Here is an 18,272-nt window from a genome sequence, read left to right on the forward strand (position 1 = left end):
TATCCAAGCGCATTAGCATTTGATTGTTGTGTTGCAGGCCGTTGTTTTGTTGATTGCCCACCCCAGATTTTTGAACCAGCCCCCGCGTTTCGCCACCATGATGTTTGCCCTGGCATCTTTGGTGGCTGTGTCGTTGCCGTTGCTGTGGCAGCTGCCGATGGGGGTGAACATGATTTTCGGCGCGTTCATGCTGCTGCGTATCGCTTTGCTGTATAAAGGCGTTCGCAGCCTGAAAACGTGGCAGAACGGCGTGTTGCTGCTGGGCGTGTTTTTGTTGGTCATGCAGCAGCTCGGGACGATTTTCGGCTTGCAGGGCGGCGTGTCTTTCCTGTTGCTGCTGGCATTACTAAAAAGCTACGAAGGCCGCACCCGCCGCGATTGGCAAATCATGGTCGTGGTGATGATGTTTTTGCTGACCGGCGCCATTTTATTTGACGAAGGCCTGTTCACCGGCCTGTGGACGCTGCTCTGCCTGATTTTGATGGCGTGCACCTTGGCCTTGTGCAACGAAGTGGCCGGCCGAGACGCATTGCGGCACAGCCTGACGGCTTTCGGCCTGACCTTGCTGCCGATGGTAGTGCTATTTGTCGCCATGCCGCGCAGCAGTACGCCGTTCGGCGGTTTGCCGCAACATGCCGCCGAAGCCACCACGGGTATGTCCGACCGCATGAAGCCTGGCAGCATCGGCGAATTGGTGCTGAGCAACCAGCCGGTGTTCACGGCCACATTTGCCAACGGCGTTATGCCGCGCCCGCAGGATTTGTATTGGCGCGTGATGGTGTTGGGGCTGTATAACGGCAACGAATGGCAGGTGTTGCCCGATGCGCCCGATAATGCGCAGGCTGCATTGGACAAACAAGTCCGTTACGAAGTCCTGATGGAAGACGACAAAGGGCGGATTCCCGCGTTGGATTATGCCAATATGCCAGAATTGCGCGGTTTCGTGATTCAGGGCGGCAATGCCGTGCGCGTGCTCAGCCGCCAGGGCGTGCGCCGCTTCACACTCACTTCGTCTTTGAGCGACGAGCTGCCACACCAACTCACGCCGCAGGAAATCCGGTTTTACACGCTGCTGCCCCAAAATACCAATCTGAAAACACACACATTGGCCAAAGAGCTGTACCAGCAAAGCGGCGGCGATACGCTGGCCTTTGTGCAGGCTGCTTATCAATATTTCCAAAAACAAAAATTTACCTACACGCTCAAGCCGCCCGTGTTGGGCACGGAAAACGCCACCGACCGCTTTTTGTTTGAAAGCCGCCAGGGTTTTTGCGAACACTATGCCGATGCGTTCGTCACCCTGATGCGGGCGGCCGGCGTACCCGCACGCGTGGTGGTGGGCTATCAGGGCGGCGAATACGATGCGGATGACAATTTTTGGCAAATCCGCAGCAAAGATGCGCACGCATGGGCGGAAGTCTGGCTGGCTGACCGCCAAGTCTGGAAGCGCATCGACCCGACCGGCGCCGTGTCTGCCGCACGGATTGACAACGGCGTGGGCGGCGCATTGGCGGACGAAGTGGGCGAATTGGTGCAGAACACCGGCTTTTTCACCCAACTCACCGACCGCGGCCGTTTTTACTGGCAGCAATGGGTGGTGAATTACGACACCGACCGGCAGCAAAACCTGTTCGGTTGGCTGGGTTTGGGGCGCGTCCGCGTTGCCAGTGTTTTGGCGCTGCTGCTTTTGGGCGGTGCGCTGGCCGCCGTTCCCTTGTGGCTTTGGTGGCGGAAATCGAAGCGGCAGGCCGTCGTGTCGCCGATGGCGCAGGGCTTTTCGCTGCTCAAAAGCGCATTGCTGGGCGATGGCTTTACTGATTTACCGTCTGTTGCCCCGTTTGAATTGTGCCAATATTTGTCAGAAAACGGACAATTATCGCCGGATGTGGATGCGCTGCTTCGCGAATACGTCCGCCTGAATTACCGCCAAGCGCAAGTTTCCCGCCAAGAAGCGCTGCAATGGTACGCCAAAGCCAAGCGGCTGGCGCGCAAGTACAGCCGCCGAAAACCGCAGTAAACAAATCCACCGCCTGTTTTTTGGCATCAAAAAGCAGCCTGCACTTGAAAAGGCTGCTGCGCAGGCTGCTTTTTATCGACTCAACCGATTGTTTTATATGGAAGCATGATGATGAATACACTTTCTCTCAAAAAAATCTATTCGGGCAAGGTGCGCGATTTGTACGAAATCGACAGCAAAACCATGCTGATTGTCGCCACCGACCGATTGTCGGCATTTGATGTGATTTTGGACGAGCCCATTGTCGGGAAAGGCGAAATCTTGACGCAGATTTCCAATTTCTGGTTCGGCAAACTGGCGCACATCATGCCCAACCATTTTACGGGGCAAACCGTGTTCGACGTGCTGCCCGAAGCCGAAGCCCAAGCGGTTGCCCGCCGCGCGGTGGTGGCGAAACGGCTCACGCCTGTGAAAATCGAAGCGGTGGTGCGCGGCTATTTGAGCGGCAGCGGCTGGAAGGAATATCAAAAAAGCGGCACGGTCTGCAGCATCCAACTGCCGGCCGGCCTGCGCGAGGCGGAGCAACTGCCTGAAGTAATTTTCACGCCGTCCACCAAAGCCGAGGTGGGCGACCACGACGAAAATATTTCGTTTGAACGCTGTGCCGAGATAATTGGCAAAGAACGCGCCGAAGAAGTCCGCGCCAAAGCGATACAGCTTTATACCGAAGCGGCGGCATACGCCAAAACGCGCGGCATTATCATTGCTGATACCAAATTTGAATTCGGCCTGGACGAAAACGGCGTTTTAACCCTGATGGACGAAGTGCTCACGCCCGACAGCAGCCGCTTCTGGGCGGTGGAGAGCTACCAAGTCGGCACCAATCCGCCGTCGTTCGACAAACAGTTCGTGCGCGACTGGCTGGAGCAGAGCGGTTGGAACAAGCAGCCGCCCGCCCCCAAAGTGCCCGAAGACGTATTGGCCAAAACCGTGGCCAAATATCGTGAAGCCTTAAACGTATTGACGCGCTGAATGCAAAAGCAGCCTGCACTTCCATATCGGCAAAGTGCAGGCTGCTTTCGCCACAAAACCGTGTAAAATCCGCGCAGGCACTTTAACGCAAAATTACAATCGCGTATAATCCCGCCATCGCAAATAGGATTAACCCTCCAATATAAAGGGGCACCTATGTTCAACACTTTCAAAAAACCCCACAATCCGGCAGGTGAAGAAATGGCTTTCGACAGCTTAATGGTATTTACAGGTAACGCCAACCCTGAAATGGCGCATCGTGTTGCCAAGCATTTGGATAACAATTTGGGCAACGCATCGGTGAAAAAATTCTCCGACGGCGAAATTGCCATCGAATTACTGGAAAACGTGCGCGGCCGCGACGTGTTCATCCTCCAGTCCACTTGCGCGCCCACCAACGACAACCTGATGGAAATCCTCACCATGGCCGATGCCCTGAAACGCGCCTCCGCCGGACGGATTACCGCCGCCATTCCCTATTTCGGCTATGCGCGCCAAGACCGCCGTCCGCGTTCCGCCCGCGTACCGATTTCCGCCAAACTGGTGGCCAATATGCTCGAAGCCGCAGGCATTGACCGCGTATTGACGGTGGACTTGCACGCTGACCAAATCCAAGGCTTCTTCAACGTGCCCGTGGACAATATTTACGCCACGCCCATCCTGACCCACGACATCATGCAGCAACGCATCGACAACCTGATGGTGGTGAGCCCCGACATCGGCGGCGTGGTGCGCGCGCGCGCCGTGGCGAAAATGCTCAACGTGGATTTGGCGATTATCGACAAACGCCGCCCCAAAGCCAATGTGGCCGAAGTGATGAACATCATCGGCGACGTGCAAGGCAAAACCTGCCTACTGATTGACGACATGATCGACACGGCCAACACCTTATGCAAAGCCGCTTCTGCACTGAAAGAGCGCGGTGCGGAGCGCGTTTTGGCCTATGCCACGCACGCCGTGTTCTCAGGCGGCGCGGTGGAGCGCCTAAACGAATCGGACATCGACCAAGTGGTGATTACCGACACGATTCCGCTGTCGGATGCGGCCAAAAACAGCCCGCGCATCCGCCAAGTGTCCATTGCCGGTCTACTGGCGGAAACGATTAGACGTATTTCTAATGAAGAATCAGTGTCTTACTTGTTTAACGAAGATTTAATCCAACCCAACGCGTTATTTTTGTTGTAGAATACGCGGTTCGTGAATTTCAGGCCGTCTGACTACGGTTCGGATGGCCTGTCGTTTTGCCGCAGAGTTGGTCGCAGCTCGGCAGCGGCATATTTTTAACTTTAACATCAAGGAATGAACATGACTGTTATTCAAGCAACTCTCCGTTCTGCACAAGGTACTGGTGCGAGCCGCCGCCTGCGCAATGAAAACAAAGTGCCTGCCGTAGTGTACGGCTTGGGCGAAAGCAAAGCGATTGCCGTTGACCACAAAGAAATGTATTTCGCGCTGCAAAAAGAAGCGTTCTTCACGCAAGTGCTGAAATTGAGCATTGACGGCAAAGAGCAAGACGTGATTGTGCGTGATTATCAAATGCACCCTGTGAAACGCCAAGTAACACACATCGACTTCCAAGCGATTGATGTGAACCAACCTGTTCGCATGAAACTGCCTGTTCACATTGTAAATGCAGAAAAATCGCACGCGGTGAAACTGCAAAGCGGCCGCGTATCTTTGCTGATGACTGTGGTGGATGTTTTGGTGAATCCGAAAAATATTCCTGCCGCATTGGAACTGGACTGCGAAAAAGTGGTGGCGGGCGACATCCTGCACCTGTCCGACATTACTTATCCCGAAGGCGTGCAAAGCATTGCTTTGAAACGCAACAGCAATTTGGCTGTCGCTACGGTAACCGGTAAAAAACGTTAATCCGCGCGTTCGATAAAAGCAGCCTGCACCGGATGTTTTCGGGTGCAGGCTGCTTTTTTTGCATTTGAACGATGGGTAAATGGGCAAGGGTAGGGCGTTTCAATCTGTTTGCGCCGCATCGGTATTTATGCTAATCCGTCATAGAAAAGCAGCCTGCACTTCGTTTTCAGAAAGTGCAGGCTGCTTTTGGCACAAATGCCATCGGGCTATCGGTTTAATCTGCCGAACTGTTCGGATGGCTGTCTTTCACCGGTTGCACCAAGCCTTGCGTCAGGCCGTTGATGTCCGCGCCGTTCAGGCCGATTTCTTTGAGCAGGTTGTCCACCAGCGGCGCTTGGCTGCGGTAACGCAATGCGCTGTTCACCATTTGGTCGGCCAAATTACCTTGCGCTGCGGCTCCTTGTTCCGTGTGCAGGCTGCTTTGCGCGCTTTGTCCCACGCTGCTCAAACCATCGACGTGCAGGATTTTAATGCCGTCAATCTGCTCGATGGGGCGCACGCTTTCGCGGATGATTTCGGGCAGGTGGCGCAGCAGGGCCATGCGGATTTGCATTTCGATTTGTTCCGCGCTCAATACGTTGGCGGCTTCGTTCACCGCGCGAGAACCTTCGGCATCCACGCGGTATTGCTGCTCTTGCGCTTGTGCCAGCAGGATTTTCGCATCCGCCTCACCCTGTGCGTGCATACGGCTTTGCGCGGCTTCGGCTTCTGCGGCAATACGCAGGGCTTCGGCGCGGTCGATGGCGGCTTGTTTTTCGGCTTCGGCGGCCACGGTCAGCGCAATCGCTTCTTTTTGCGCGGCTTCCTGCGCGGCAATCAGTTCCACCGCTTTGGCACGTTCGGCGCGCTCGGTTTCGCGCACGGTAATCACGCTTTCTTCTTCGCGCACGGCGGCGGCGCGCGCTTTGTCAGCTTCGGCCTTGGCTTCGGATTCAGCACGGGATTTTTCCGCCACAGCAATCGCGCGGTCTTGTTCCGCCAATTCAATCGCTTTGCGGCGTTCCACTTCGGCCTGCTCCACCGCCTGCGCTTTGCGGATGTCTTCGTTTTTAATGTCGCGCTCGGCGGCAATGCGTTTCAAATCCACTTCGCGTTCGGCGGCAATTTTGGCTTCTTCGGCTTCGCGTTTTTTGGCGGCTTCCTGCTCGGCAATGCTGGCTTCTTGTTCGGCACGGCGCAGGGCGATTTCGCGCTCTTGGTCCAGCTTCGCATATTCTTCCTCGCGCAGGATTTGCAGGCGGCTGCGCTCGGTTTCCAGATTTTTGCTGCGGATGGCCAAATCGGTGTCCTGCTCGATGTCATTGCGTTTTTTGCGGCGCACTTCAATGGTTTCGGTCAAACGGGTCAGGCCTTCCGCGTCGAAGGCGTTTTGCGGGTTGAAGAATTCAAATGCCGTTTGGTCCAGGCCGGTCAGCGACACGGTTTCCAGCTCCAAGCCGTTTTTATACAAATCTTCGGATACGACTTGCTGCACTTTTTGCACGAAATCCACCCGTTTTTCATGCAGCTCTTCCATGGCCATTTCGGCGGCGACGGCACGCAGGCTGTCCACAAATTTGCCTTCCACCAATTCTTTCAACTGCGCGGGCGACATGGTTTTCATACCCAGCGTTTGCGCGGCGGTGGCGATGCTTTCGGAAGTGGGTTTCACGCGCACATAAAATTCGGCCGTCACGTCCACGCGCATGCGGTCGCGCGTAATCAGGGCTTGGTTGGCTTCGCGGCGCACTTCCAGCCGCAGCGTGTTCATGTTCACGGGGATGATTTCATGCAGCACGGGCAATACCAGCGCACCGCCGTTCATAATCACTTTTTCGCCGCCCCAGCCGGTGCGCACGAACGATACTTCTTTGCTGGCACGGCGGTACAGGCGCGTTAAAATCAGGCCGATGACAAACAGGGCGATGAGTGCAATGCCTGCCAAGATTAAAATTTCAACCAGTCCCATGGTTTTCCTTTCTGTTGAAAAAATAGAACAAAATCAAGTGCCGTTGAATGCGGCGGGGTCAGTCGGATTCGCGCTGTGCGAATGGTGGTGATTCTGAAGCAGCCTGCATCAACGGCATTGGCGCGATGGGGTGCAGGCTGCTTTTGGGGTGTTACGATTCGTCTTCCTGCAAATGGGGGTTGGAGTTGGCAATCATCAGGAAGCGGCCTTGCCGTTCTGCCACCAGCAGGACGTGGCTGCCCTGCGTCAGTATTGCGCCACCGTCTGCGCATGCCATGACATAATGCGTTTGCCCGAATGCGTCTTTCACGCGGACTTGCGCGGCGTGCTCTGCGTCGGCATTGCCCAGCACGATAATGCCTACGCGGCCGACCAAATCGGCGGAACGTTGCGCGCTGGTTTCGTCTTTGGGCAGCCAGCGGTATAAGCCGGCGGCCAGCACGCGTACCACGGGCAGCGACAGCAGCCAAACGCCGATGGCGGCGAGCCACATGGGCAGCGCATAACCCAAAATGCCGTACAAAGCAGCCTGCACCCCGTAGCCCAGCGTACCGAATACCGACAGGAACACCACCAGCCATATCAGCACGGGCAGCCTGCCCAAATACAGCCAGCTTAAAAAGCGCAGAAACGTGCCTGCGGAATCCAAGTCCATGGCCACATCGGGCGAATGTACATCGCCCAGTTCGCCCAGCGAGTCGGGCAGGAAGCTGTTGAGCCAGTCGCTGGACGCGCCTATCATCCACAAGGCGCATTCCACCAGGCCCAGCAGCAACATCATGGCCAGCGCGACGCCGAAAATCAGTGTTTCAGGGGTGTTGATGATTTGCCACATAGTTTGTCCTTGTTATCCGGTGCCCGTTGCCGGTCAAAATAAGGTTTTCATGCCTATCTTTATGATTGCCGGGCCAAATTTTCTTTACACATGCGCACATTGTCTTCTGCTTCGGGGCTGGGCAATTTTTTGGCGGCGGCTTCGAAATAGGCACAGGCGCGTTCCAAATCGTGCGGCACGGTTTTGCCTTCGGCATAGAGCACCGCCGCGTTGTTCATGGCTTTGGCGTTGCCTTGCTGTGCGGCGCGTTCGTACCACACCAAAGCCTGGGCTTCGATGCCGTTGCGGTGCAGAATCCGCCCCACGGCGTATTGTGCGTCGGCGTTGCCGTCTTGCGCCTGTTTCATCAGGGTGGGGTCGATTTTCGGCTGCTCGGGTTCGCGTTTGCCCAAAGCGGCGATATTCGGCAGGTCGATATCAATGCCGTCTTTCATCATTGCCAGCGTGCCTGCCAGCCCCAGCAAGATTACGCCGATGCCCAGCAGCCAATATAGCGCGGCGTTGGATGATTTTTGTTGGGATTGCTGCCAGCGTTCGGCGGGGGATTTGTAATCGTCCGTTTTCATTGCGTTTCCTTGAAGCAGCCTGCATTTTGGTGTGCAGGCTGCTTTTGTTGCGGGGATTAAGCATGGGCGAATAACGCAAAGCCAAGCCATGATGCGATTGCGGGCAATAAAATGATTTTCCAGGAGGCATCGTATCTTCCGACCAGCAGGATTTTGAGCAGGAATACGATAGAGTAAACGGCCGCCATCACTGTCCAAAACATCATTGCTATGCCCCAAAACTGCAAAGTATGCGTCATGGGTTTGGGCGACTTTGCCACCCATAAGTGCGATAGGACGATACTGACCCAACTGCCTGCCAAGATGGCGATGTATCTGAATTTTTCGGGCGTTGACAAATTGTTTCGGTCCATCATGAGTTATCCTCTTGAATGTGTGATTTTTATGGGTACATTCGGCGGATGAACAGTGCAGGCTGCTTTTTGCCGTTATTTATTATCCAGCTTGATGCCTTCGCGCCTTGCGGCGGCTATAAACTTATTTTGTCCTTGCAGGAACTGCTGCTGGCCTTCCAGTGCTAATCGGCTTGCCGCCTCCTGAGCCTGACTGTCTTTGGCCGGTGCCGCGATGGCTTGCTTGGCACCACGGACGAGTTTATCTATACCTTGCGAAAAATCGTCGCGGATGCTGCGGCCTTCGTCGGTTTTCAGCGACAGCGCGTTCAAACCGGCCGGTACTTTTTCGAAATATTGCGTCATCTCGCCCAAAGTGGCCTTAACTTCTGCTTCACTTTTTGCCTGCCGCAATCGCTGTTGATACTCTTGATTTTTTTCGGACGTGTAACCTGTTTCGACCAACACTTTGGCGATGGCCTGCAAATCAGATTTGGCAGGATTGCCGCAGGCAGCCAGCAGCATAACGCCGGCCAATACCAATACTGCATTACGGAACCATTGACGGATATTTTTCATGATATTTCTCACAATAACCAAATGTTTGAAAAGGTGCAGACTGCTTTTTGCCGTTATTTATTGTTCAGCTTGATGCCTTCGCGCCCTGCGGCGACCATGAATTTGTTCTGCCCTTGCAAAAGCTGCTGTTGTCCTTCCAGCGCCAGTTTTTGCGCTTCCATCATGGCGGCGGTGTCTTTCGGCGACAGGGTCAGTGCCTGCTTGGTGGCGCGGATGACTTTATCCATGCCTTGCGACAAATCGTCGCGGATACCGCGGCCTTCATCGGTTTTCATCGACAGCGCGTTCAAACCGGCGGGCACTTTTTCAAAGTATTGCAGCATTTCGCCCACAATCGCCTTGCTTTCGGCTTCGGATTTGGCTTGTTGCAAACGCAGTTGGTATTCCTGGTTTTTTTGCGGGCTGTAACCTGTGTCGACCATCACTTTGGCGATGGCCTGCAAATCGGCTTTGGCGGAATTGCCGCAGGCAGCCAGCAGCATAACGCCGGCCAGTACCAATACTGCGTTGCGGAACCATTGACGGATATTTTTCATAAATATTTCTCCAAATAAACAATTGTTTGAAAAGTGCAGGCTGCTTTCAAGGCTTGGCTTTCAAAGCCGCCAAACGCGCTGCAATCTGTGCTTCGCGCCCCAGGTCGGACAATTCCTGCAATGCCGCGGCCTGTGCCGCATCGGGTGAAGCAATGCCGATGCCACCTTGACGCTGCAAAACACGGTTGAATTGTACGCCGTTTTGTTCTGCTGCGCGTTCCAGTTGTGCCATTTTGTTGCTGTCCGCGCCACTACCCGAAGTTGCACCGCCAATGCTGGCTTGTGCGCGTTTCCAGTCGTCCAAAGCAGCCTGCATTTCGCGTTTTTTCGCCAACAGCGCCGCCACAAACGCATCCAGTTCGCGCTCTTGGCTGCTGCAATCGGCCAGGCTTTGCTCCAACACGGGCAGCCGTGCTTCAATGTCCAGTTGCTCGGCAATGCCGGCTTTCGCCAAGTCTTCGCGTCCCGCGTCCAAAGCGGTGGCAATCTGGTCGGCCAGTTGTTCGTGGCGGTTGTTTTCATCGGCCAGTTTTTTGGTCGCCAAATGTTTTTGCGCCAGCACTTTGCCCAATTCTGTGCGCACTTCGTCAATCGTGCGCTCCAATTCGCGGATGTTTTCTTGCATCACTGCTTCGGGCATGCAGTCTTCCGCTTTGTCCAACATGGCGTGAAAGCCGCCGCTGACCAAACGCGCCACGCGCCGTGCCAAAGATTCGCTCATAATTTGCTCCTTAATGGGTTGAATATTGAAATGAAAAAGCAGCCTGCACTTTCCAATGCGTTATTCGGGCTGCCGTGCCTGCTGCACAATCGCGGCCAGTTTCAGCGTGTTGTCCAAATGCTGCAAAACGCCGTCGTCGTATGCCGCGCCTTTGCCCACAATCGCCAGTTGCAGCACGGCATCCATCAGCCGCACAATCCGCCACAGATTTTTTTCTTCATATTCGCGTAGCTGCTGGATATCGGGCGATTCGGGCAAATCGGTGGCCAGCGTCGCCATCATGTCGGGCAGCAGTTCGAACAACCGCGTGAGAATGGCGGAATGCACGCCCAACTCTTTTTCCGCATGGAGGACGCGGTGTTTGGCCGGCTGAATCAAACGCTCCATTTCGTCCAGCGCAAACGAATAATCGCGCACGGTTTCATGCGACATCCGCGCCTGTTTGAGCAATTCGCGGATTTTTTCGGACGGCGTGCTCGCCCCTTCAATGGACAGTTGCGCAATGAAATCCGCTTCTTCTTGGTCGATACGCACGCTTAAAGGAATACGGTTTGCAGACATATTGAGTTACCTTTGAAATTATTTGTATGCAAATATACATAAAACGAATTCAATGCGCAATATTTTAAATGCAATAAATCTTTAATTAATTGTTTTATCTGTTTTAAATTTGCATACAAATGATGACGCTCTGTATGCATCGTCGGCAAAACCCGTTGTGCAGGCTGCAAATTTCCCACGCAAAACAGGGCGGCGCTGCTATAATTGGCCTCTTTTTATGGCGATTGCCCATACCGCCGTTTTGCGGATACGGGCAATGCCGACAGACACAGAGAGTACATTATGCGGATTTTATTGACAGGTGCGAACGGGCAGGTTGGCCGCTGTATCAAGCAGCAAAAGTCCGAGCATTGGGAAATGATTGCCGCCGATTCCAACACACTGGACATCACCAGTGCGGCGGCCGTGAACAATATGGTGCAGAATTTCGAGCCGGATGTAATTATTAACGCGGCGGGCTACACCAATTTGGAAGCGGCGGAATGCCATAAAGAACAAGTGTTTGCCGTGAATGCGGAAGGCCCGCGGATTTTGGCGGAAACGGCTGCGCGCGCAGGCATCCGCTTCATCCACATTTCCAGCGATTATGTGTTTGACGGGCAAAAGCGCATGCCGTACACCGAAAACGATTATGCCAACCCGCTTTCGACCTATGCCAAATCCAAACTGGCGGGCGAACTGCTGGCACTGTCGGCCAATCCGGACAGCATTATCGTGCGTTCTTCGTGGGTGTTTTCCGAATTCGACAACCACTGCAACAATTTTGTGAAGCGCGTGCTGTTGCAGGCTGCTTCGGGCGAAGTGAAAACGCTGTCCGACAAAATCGGCTGTCCGACTTATGCCGGCGATTTAGCGCGTATTATGGTGGATTTGGCGCAATGCCGCCAAGCACCGCGCGGCATTTACCATTACTGCGGCGACAAAGCCGTGAACCGCTTGGAATTTGCACAGGCGGTGGTCCGTGCCCTGCCGGACGGCGGCCATGTGGCCGTGCGCGAAGTGCCGGCCGCTGAAAATGCAGAACGCACGCCGCGTCCGCCGTATTCGGTTTTGTCGTGCGAAAAAATCCGCGCGCTGGGCTATGAAGCCTCCGATTGGCAAAGCGCGCTGAAACGCATCGTGCCCGAATTGGCGCGGCAGATTTAACCTTGACTGCGGCCGGCTCGGCTATCCGCTTTGGGTAGAAAGCAGCCTGCACTTGTGAAAACTGCAAAGTGCAGGCTGCTTTTTCGTATTGATTTTATTGACACAGACGATTATGTTAAACAACTCCACTATCCTCGTAACCGGCGGCACTGGCTCGTTCGGCAACACCTTCGTGCCCATGACCCTGGCCAAATACAATCCCAAAAAAATCATCATCTTCTCGCGCGACGAAATGAAACAGTGGGAAATGGCGAAAAAATTTCAGGGCGACAAACGCGTGCGCTTCTTCATCGGCGACGTGCGCGACAAAGACCGCCTGTACCGCGCGCTTGACGGCGTGGATTACGTCGTCCATGCCGCCGCCACCAAAATCGTCCCCACCGCCGAATACAACCCGTTCGAGTGCGTGAAAACCAACATCAACGGCGCAATGAACCTGATTGACGCCTGCATCGACAAAGGCGTGAAGCGCGTCGTCGCCCTGTCCACCGACAAAGCCAGCAGCCCCGTCAATTTATACGGCGCCACCAAGCTCGCCAGCGACAAACTCTTCGTGGCTGGTAACGCCTATTCCGGCGAACACGGCTGCCGCTTCGCCGTGGTGCGCTACGGCAACGTGATGGGCTCGCGCGGCTCGGTCATCCCGTTTTTCCTCACCCAGCGCGCACGCGGCACACTGCCGATTACCGACCCGCGCATGACCCGCTTCATGATTTCGCTGGAACAGGGCGTAGAGCTCGTGTGGCACGCATTTGACGACATGGTGGGCGGAGAAATTTATGTGAAAAAAATACCGTCCATGAACATTTGCGATTTGGCCGCCGCCGTTGCCCCCGAATGCGCGCAGGAAACTGTCGGCATCCGCCCCGGCGAAAAACTGCACGAGCAAATGATTGGCGCGGAAGACTCGTTCCACACCTACGAATACCCCGAACACTTCAAAATCCTGCCCGCCATCAACGGCTGGGACGAAACGCCCGAGCGCATCAAAAACGGCGTGAAAGTGCCCGAAGGCTTCGTGTATGCCAGCGACAACAACACAGAATGGATGACGCGCGAGGAATTGCAGGCGTGGATTGAGGCGAACAAAGAGAAAATCGGCGCGATTTGAGTGCTGTTATGAAGGTGCAGGCTGCTTTGAAATGGTTTTCAGGCAGCCTTAATAACGACGGAACACCCATGCCTTTATTCGATTTCACACTTAAAAATATTGAACAGGCCTTAGCGTTTAATGACGCCAGCCCGTACTGGTTTTGGCTTACAGACGGCAGCTACAACATTTGCATCAATGGCAAACGCCTGCTGTCCTATAATCCGGACTGCTTAACGGCAGAAGAACGTGCACAAGTCGAGCAACATGCCGCCGCAAACGGATTGCCCGCCCACGAACCCGACTATTACATCGTACGGCTGTATGAAGACCTGCTATCTGAAGCCTTGCCTTACACTTGGCACAATGTGGGCGAACTCGCCCATCAATGCTTACTCAATCCCACCGTTGATGATTTGGCAGGGGAAGCACGCTGGAACAGTGTGATCTTAGATGAAGATAATGACCTGTTAGCCAAGTGCCTGTTCCCAAATGGCTATTTGGGCAGCGGCTATATGCTTATGCCGGAATTTCGTGTGTGGCGTTATGCCGATGAAATTTATATTTATTGGAATGGCAACCGCACGAACGAGAATGGTATCCCGTTCTTTCAGCATACAGGCGAAGCCATTTTCGTGATCAGCTTTGATGGTTTTATACACGAAGTACGCGATTTCCATCGCCGCCTGATGGCCGCTATGGCAGAACGTATCCGCCAAATCCAAACAGATTTCCCTAACTTTTATCCTGTTGTACGCCCCATAGTCCATCAAGACGGCACACCGGCCGGAGAAACTGTTTATGACCTTGCCGGCCTGCTAGCCGAACACAAAGAACGCGAACAGGAGTTCAATCAGGCATTGCAGAAGAAATGGCCAATCCATCCGGATTTTGAGCAAGCCAATTTGCGTGCGGGTATCAACCTGCGCCAACTGCTGGCAGATCATCCCCATCCGATTGATATTATCCGTATCACAAGCTTTTAAATTATCTAGACTATTCAGGCTACCTGAAAGCACAGTTTCAACGCCGTTAAAAAAAGTGCAGGCTGCTTTTTAACGGCTTCAAAACCCTAAAAAAGCAGCCTGAAAATTAAAAAAGCACACCCGCCAATACCGTCCGAAACAAAGCACAACAGCATTAAAGGTGCAGGCTGCCTTTAATGTTCCCGCATCCATCTCCCCACTTTCGCGTTCGCGAAAAAAACAGTAGCCTATACTGCCCCAGCAACAATAGAATCATCGAATTCAACGACACAAAATACTAATACGACACCATAGGTAACCTTATCTACTGCGAACTACCCGACGGGGAAAGCTAACTGTTCGACTACGACACCGAAAACCAACTTGTCAGTATCAAGCTATACAAACCCGACGGCGAAGTACAGCAATGGCAATACGCCTATGACCCCTTCGGCGGAAGGCTCTTCAAAGAAAGGATAGACAGATGATAAAGGATGGGCGATTGCACATGTAGATTTTAAACCTCATCATGATTAAGTGACAGGACATGCCCATGTATTTAAGCAACCTGGCAAGCCAAGCAGCGGACATGGTGCTAGTAATTCTGACTCCGTATTACACCCTAATAACGTTCTAGCCGAATGGAAAAAACTTCCCTCTGATGTAATACCTCATACTCTCATAGGGTATAGATAGGAGTATTAATATGAACATTAATTCTATTTTTAATAATTTTAGTAATTTTGAGGATTCTATAATTAGAAATATTAAAATTGAATATGCCGAGGATGGAAGCAAGAATTTTTCTATTTTAGTTTATTCGCAATACATGTGGGAAAAATATAATAATTTATGGAAAGAAGTTGAAATTATTATTAAAGATGTGGTTACATACAGAGTACATGAACCGCTTCAAACAACCGCCCAAGTAATATCTAATGGAATACATGTAATTTTTTTTAATGAATTAATTTACTTAGAGTTTGGTGATTTTGCAGATCCACCGCAATCTTTTGAAGAAGCTATGTCCTCAAATACATTTGTAATAGGAAAATCAATTAGCTGCATAGTTAATGAGTAAAGTAGGTTGGGCTGATAAACCCAACGTTTTTCAGGTAGCACTTATCAGACTAATTGAAAAAAGTGCAGGCTGCTTTTTTTAGGCTTTGAAGCCGTTAAAAAACAGCCTATACATTAAAAAAGCACACCCGCCAAGACCGCCCAAAGCGCGGCAAAACAGTATTAAAGGCGCAGGCCGCCTTTAATGTTCCCGCTTTCGTTTCCCTATTTTCGCGTCCGCGAAAAACCAGCCTGCACCCCCTCCAACCCATTCATTCAACAAAAAGGAACCCCGCCATGTCCGAACTCACCCGCCGCCGATTTTTAGGCACCGCCGCCGCACTGGCCGGCACAACCGCTTTGGGCGGCTACCGCCTGATTTCCCCCGCGCGCGCCGCCGAGATTGCCGCCACCGCCACGCTGTATCCGCCGTCGCTCACCGGCCTGCGCGGCGACCACGACAGTTCCCGTGCCGCACCGCACAGCGTCGCCCTGCGCGGCCGCAAAATCACCATGCCCGAGCAGGCGCGCGAAAGCTACGATTTGGTGGTGGTCGGCTCCGGCATCAGCGGCCTGACCGCAGCCTATGCCTACCGCAAAGCGCGTCCGCAGGCCAAAATCATGATTGTGGACAATCATGATGATTTCGGCGGGCACGCTAAGCGCAACGAATTCACGGTGGACGGCAAAACGCTGATTACCTATGGCGGCAGCGAAAACCTAGATTCGCCCGAAGGCACGTTTTCGCCCAAAGTCAAACGGCTGGTGAAGGAAATCGGCATCGACTACAAAAAATTCGCACAGTATTTTCAGCGGGACTTGTACCGCAAAACATGGGGGCTGAAACAGGGCGTGTTCTTCGGTAAAGACACATTCGGCGAGGCCAAAGTCGTGGCGGGGCAGCCTGAAACGGGCAAAGCCTCCGCCCACGCCGTGATTGGGCAGTTCCCGCTGTCCGATGCGGAAAAGGCCGCGCTGACTGGGCTATACGTTTCGCCGCCCGATTACCTGAAAGGCAAAAGCCGCCGCCAACGCAGCGAATATGCCGCCACTACCAGCTATTACGACTTCCTGCGCGACACTGCCAAGCTGCCTGAAAAATGCCTGGCCTATCTGCAAAACATCAGCTCGGACTACTGGGGGCACGACATCCGTGCCGTGTCCGTGGCCGAAGCGTGGGCAAACGGCTATCCCGGCCTGCAAAACTGCAGGCTGCCTGCGGCAAAAAACGAGCATGACGAACCCTATATCTACCACTTCCCCGACGGCAACGCCTCCGTGGCACGCCTGCTGGTGCGCCGTCTGATACCTGATGCGTTGGACAGACGGCGGCTGCGTATGGACATGGAAAACATAGTGCTGGCCAAAACCGACTATGCCGCACTGGACAAACCCGACAGCCACATCAAAATCCGCCTGAACACCACCGCGCTGCTGCTGGAAAACCAGCCGGACGGCAGCGTGGCCGTGGCGCTGCAAGGCAAAAACGATAGCGACCTTTACCGCGTTTCCGCCCGCAAATGTATTTACGCAGGCCACGCCGCACTGGCGCAGCGCATCGTGCCGCAAATGCCGCAAACGCAGCAGGACGCCATGCGGACCAACGTGAAAGTGCCGATGGTCTATACCAAAGTTGCCCTGAAAAACGCCCGCGCGTTCCAGAAACTCGGCGTGTACCACATTTACGCACCGAACCAGCCTTATTGCGAACTTTGGCTGGACTATCCCGTGAAAATGGGCGGCTACACGCCCGCGCAAACGCCCGACGAGCCGATTGTGCTGCACTGTGTCCGCATCGCCACCGCACAAGACGGCAAAACCGCACGCGACAAATACCGTGCCGGACGGCAGGCGCTGGCGGCACAAGACGAAAACGCATTGCGCGGCGAAATTCTGACGCAGCTGCGCGAACTGTTTGCGCTGGCCGGCGAAAATGCGGACGACATCGTGGCCGACCTGACCATCAACCGCTGGGCGCACGGATACAGCTACGAACGGGTCGGTCTGTTCGACAGCGAAGCCGCCGAGCGCAGCACCACGCGCCAAATGCAGCGCGCCGTGGGCAACATCTTCATGGCCAACAGCGACGTGGCCTGGCAGCCGTATCTGCAACACGCCATGGAACAGGGGCTGCGCGCAGCGGAAGAGGCGTTGAAGTAAAAGAAAGATGTGCAGGCTGCCTTCTTCTCACATGCGTCCCGCATACGCAAGAGCACCGAATCCGATACCGACAATCCCAACTCTGTACCCATTCAATCCGCTTTAGGTGCAGGCTGCCTGAAATCTAAAAAGCAGCCTGCACCTTAATCCAACGAAAGAATACGCATGAAACCGAATCCACCGGCTGCACTGGTTGCCTGCCTGCAACGGCACAAAATCCCCGCCGGATACATTGCCGCCCTGCAAGGCTTCGTTCCTAGAGACGGCTTCCAATTTCACCCCGCTGATTCAGACTGGCAAAACAGCAAGGATTATTTTGACGAATGCCAGCCGCCGTTGCCCGTTGCCCCGCTGTTGCAGGATGGGGAAAGCAACGAATGGTTTGTGTACCTTACCGCACCTTTGGCGGGCATGGTCGGGCATTTTCAGCATGATGCCCCCGATTTAGTGCCCACCTTTGCTGATATACCGAACCTGATGGCCGCCGTGGCCGCACACCCCGAAGCGCAGGACGGCTACGACCTTTTGCACGTCAGCCGTGCCGGACAGTTTCCCGCTGTCGAACCGCCGTTGGATACCGCCGTGCGCCAAGCCGCCATGCGGCAGCTACAGGAACAGGCAGAGCAGGGCGATGATGAAGAAATCCGCCAACGGCTGCACCTTGCCTGGTTCAACCTTGTCGCCGAAAAAGAAGCCGTCCAATGGCTGCTGCCCTATTTGGACGATAGAGATATGTATGTGCAGGAACGCGCCATAGAACTGGTCGGCAGACACAACTGCCGCGCCGCCCGCGAAAAACTGCAAATGCTGCAAACTACCGCGCTCCCCAACGGGCAAACCGCCGCCAAGCGCGTGCTGGCAGAATGGCGCAAACAGAAATTGGGTGGCGGTAGTTCTTCCTCGCCTGCTTAAA

General features: G+C 54.2%; 18 protein-coding genes. 10 read left to right on the forward strand and 8 right to left on the reverse strand.

The window, feature by feature from the left end; all coding sequences use genetic code 11:
- Positions 1–46 precede the first annotated feature (46 nt).
- From HMPREF9098_RS01235 to HMPREF9098_RS01250, 4 genes are all read left to right on the forward strand, one after another.
- On the forward strand, positions 47–2,017 hold the full coding sequence (locus tag HMPREF9098_RS01235) for a transglutaminase TgpA family protein (protein ID WP_050781260.1): 1,971 nt from the start codon (positions 47–49) through the stop codon (positions 2,015–2,017).
- 111 nt (positions 2,018–2,128) lie between these two features.
- Positions 2,129–2,989: a phosphoribosylaminoimidazolesuccinocarboxamide synthase gene (locus tag HMPREF9098_RS01240; RefSeq protein ID WP_040564564.1), complete on the forward strand. Its 861-nt coding sequence runs from the start codon at positions 2,129–2,131 to the stop codon at positions 2,987–2,989.
- A 201-nt stretch (positions 2,990–3,190) separates the two neighbouring features.
- Positions 3,191–4,174, forward strand: coding sequence for a ribose-phosphate pyrophosphokinase (locus HMPREF9098_RS01245; protein ID WP_198489565.1), 984 nt, complete (start codon positions 3,191–3,193; stop codon positions 4,172–4,174).
- Between the two features lie 120 nt (positions 4,175–4,294).
- Complete coding sequence (locus HMPREF9098_RS01250; protein WP_040564150.1) at positions 4,295–4,861, forward strand: 50S ribosomal protein L25/general stress protein Ctc; 567 nt, start codon at positions 4,295–4,297, stop codon at positions 4,859–4,861.
- A 214-nt stretch (positions 4,862–5,075) separates the two neighbouring features.
- On the opposite strand, the gene HMPREF9098_RS01255 is transcribed toward HMPREF9098_RS01250, so the two are convergent.
- The 8 genes from HMPREF9098_RS01255 to HMPREF9098_RS01290 all read right to left on the reverse strand — a co-directional run bounded on the left by HMPREF9098_RS01255 (position 5,076) and on the right by HMPREF9098_RS01290 (position 10,939).
- Positions 5,076–6,809 carry a flotillin family protein gene (locus tag HMPREF9098_RS01255; protein WP_003781186.1) on the reverse strand — a complete coding sequence of 578 codons (1,734 nt, stop codon included), beginning with the start codon at positions 6,807–6,809 and terminating at the stop codon, positions 5,076–5,078.
- 151 nt (positions 6,810–6,960) lie between these two features.
- On the reverse strand, positions 6,961–7,644 hold the full coding sequence (locus HMPREF9098_RS01260) for an OB-fold-containig protein (protein WP_003781187.1): 684 nt from the start codon (positions 7,642–7,644) through the stop codon (positions 6,961–6,963).
- Between the two features lie 59 nt (positions 7,645–7,703).
- Positions 7,704–8,210 carry a tetratricopeptide repeat protein gene (locus HMPREF9098_RS01265; protein WP_003781188.1) on the reverse strand — a complete coding sequence of 169 codons (507 nt, stop codon included), beginning with the start codon at positions 8,208–8,210 and terminating at the stop codon, positions 7,704–7,706.
- Between the two features lie 56 nt (positions 8,211–8,266).
- A complete protein-coding gene (locus tag HMPREF9098_RS01270) occupies positions 8,267–8,566 on the reverse strand; it encodes a hypothetical protein (protein WP_003781189.1) in 300 nt (99 codons plus the stop codon).
- A 72-nt stretch (positions 8,567–8,638) separates the two neighbouring features.
- Entirely contained in the window at positions 8,639–9,028 is a 390-nt protein-coding gene (locus HMPREF9098_RS01275; RefSeq protein ID WP_257004550.1) for a PM1805 family lipoprotein, read from the reverse strand.
- 146 nt (positions 9,029–9,174) lie between these two features.
- Complete coding sequence (locus tag HMPREF9098_RS01280) at positions 9,175–9,657, reverse strand: PM1805 family lipoprotein (protein ID WP_003781191.1); 483 nt, start codon at positions 9,655–9,657, stop codon at positions 9,175–9,177.
- Between the two features lie 46 nt (positions 9,658–9,703).
- Positions 9,704–10,378: a PspA/IM30 family protein gene (locus HMPREF9098_RS01285; RefSeq protein ID WP_003781192.1), complete on the reverse strand. Its 675-nt coding sequence runs from the start codon at positions 10,376–10,378 to the stop codon at positions 9,704–9,706.
- A gap of 60 nt (positions 10,379–10,438) precedes the next feature.
- Positions 10,439–10,939, reverse strand: coding sequence for a hypothetical protein (locus HMPREF9098_RS01290; protein WP_003781194.1), 501 nt, complete (start codon positions 10,937–10,939; stop codon positions 10,439–10,441).
- 282 nt (positions 10,940–11,221) lie between these two features.
- On the opposite strand from HMPREF9098_RS01290, the gene rfbD reads away from it, so the two are divergent.
- From rfbD to HMPREF9098_RS01320, 6 genes are all read left to right on the forward strand, one after another.
- Positions 11,222–12,085: a dTDP-4-dehydrorhamnose reductase gene (gene rfbD, locus HMPREF9098_RS01295; RefSeq protein WP_040564151.1), complete on the forward strand. Its 864-nt coding sequence runs from the start codon at positions 11,222–11,224 to the stop codon at positions 12,083–12,085.
- A gap of 112 nt (positions 12,086–12,197) precedes the next feature.
- Positions 12,198–13,196, forward strand: a complete 999-nt coding sequence (pseB, locus tag HMPREF9098_RS01300; RefSeq protein ID WP_003781200.1) for a UDP-N-acetylglucosamine 4,6-dehydratase (inverting) — start codon at positions 12,198–12,200, stop codon at positions 13,194–13,196.
- A 68-nt stretch (positions 13,197–13,264) separates the two neighbouring features.
- Positions 13,265–14,161: a DUF5984 family protein gene (locus HMPREF9098_RS01305; RefSeq protein ID WP_040564152.1), complete on the forward strand. Its 897-nt coding sequence runs from the start codon at positions 13,265–13,267 to the stop codon at positions 14,159–14,161.
- Positions 14,162–14,846: 685 nt separating this feature from the next.
- Positions 14,847–15,221, forward strand: coding sequence for a hypothetical protein (locus HMPREF9098_RS01310; RefSeq protein ID WP_003781204.1), 375 nt, complete (start codon positions 14,847–14,849; stop codon positions 15,219–15,221).
- A gap of 275 nt (positions 15,222–15,496) precedes the next feature.
- Entirely contained in the window at positions 15,497–17,359 is a 1,863-nt protein-coding gene (locus HMPREF9098_RS01315) for an NAD(P)-binding protein (protein WP_003781206.1), read from the forward strand.
- 165 nt (positions 17,360–17,524) lie between these two features.
- Positions 17,525–18,271: a hypothetical protein gene (locus HMPREF9098_RS01320; RefSeq protein WP_003781211.1), complete on the forward strand. Its 747-nt coding sequence runs from the start codon at positions 17,525–17,527 to the stop codon at positions 18,269–18,271.
- Position 18,272 lies beyond the last annotated feature (1 nt).

The organism is Kingella denitrificans ATCC 33394, assembly GCF_000190695.1.
In the GTDB taxonomy this organism is placed as follows: domain Bacteria; phylum Pseudomonadota; class Gammaproteobacteria; order Burkholderiales; family Neisseriaceae; genus Kingella_A; species Kingella_A denitrificans.

Coding starts and splice junctions, on each gene's coding strand:
- HMPREF9098_RS01240 (WP_040564564.1), top strand. CDS start 2,129: ATGAATACACTTTCTCTCAAAAAAATCTATTCGGGCAAGGTGCGCGAT.
- HMPREF9098_RS01245 (WP_198489565.1), top strand. CDS start 3,191: ATGGCTTTCGACAGCTTAATGGTATTTACAGGTAACGCCAACCCTGAA.
- HMPREF9098_RS01250 (WP_040564150.1), top strand. CDS start 4,295: ATGACTGTTATTCAAGCAACTCTCCGTTCTGCACAAGGTACTGGTGCG.
- HMPREF9098_RS01255 (WP_003781186.1), bottom strand. CDS start 6,809: ATGGGACTGGTTGAAATTTTAATCTTGGCAGGCATTGCACTCATCGCC.
- HMPREF9098_RS01260 (WP_003781187.1), bottom strand. CDS start 7,644: ATGTGGCAAATCATCAACACCCCTGAAACACTGATTTTCGGCGTCGCG.
- HMPREF9098_RS01265 (WP_003781188.1), bottom strand. CDS start 8,210: ATGAAAACGGACGATTACAAATCCCCCGCCGAACGCTGGCAGCAATCC.
- HMPREF9098_RS01270 (WP_003781189.1), bottom strand. CDS start 8,566: ATGATGGACCGAAACAATTTGTCAACGCCCGAAAAATTCAGATACATC.
- HMPREF9098_RS01280 (WP_003781191.1), bottom strand. CDS start 9,657: ATGAAAAATATCCGTCAATGGTTCCGCAACGCAGTATTGGTACTGGCC.
- HMPREF9098_RS01285 (WP_003781192.1), bottom strand. CDS start 10,378: ATGAGCGAATCTTTGGCACGGCGCGTGGCGCGTTTGGTCAGCGGCGGC.
- HMPREF9098_RS01290 (WP_003781194.1), bottom strand. CDS start 10,939: ATGTCTGCAAACCGTATTCCTTTAAGCGTGCGTATCGACCAAGAAGAA.
- rfbD (WP_040564151.1), top strand. CDS start 11,222: ATGCGGATTTTATTGACAGGTGCGAACGGGCAGGTTGGCCGCTGTATC.
- pseB (WP_003781200.1), top strand. CDS start 12,198: ATGTTAAACAACTCCACTATCCTCGTAACCGGCGGCACTGGCTCGTTC.
- HMPREF9098_RS01305 (WP_040564152.1), top strand. CDS start 13,265: ATGCCTTTATTCGATTTCACACTTAAAAATATTGAACAGGCCTTAGCG.
- HMPREF9098_RS01310 (WP_003781204.1), top strand. CDS start 14,847: ATGAACATTAATTCTATTTTTAATAATTTTAGTAATTTTGAGGATTCT.
- HMPREF9098_RS01315 (WP_003781206.1), top strand. CDS start 15,497: ATGTCCGAACTCACCCGCCGCCGATTTTTAGGCACCGCCGCCGCACTG.
- HMPREF9098_RS01320 (WP_003781211.1), top strand. CDS start 17,525: ATGAAACCGAATCCACCGGCTGCACTGGTTGCCTGCCTGCAACGGCAC.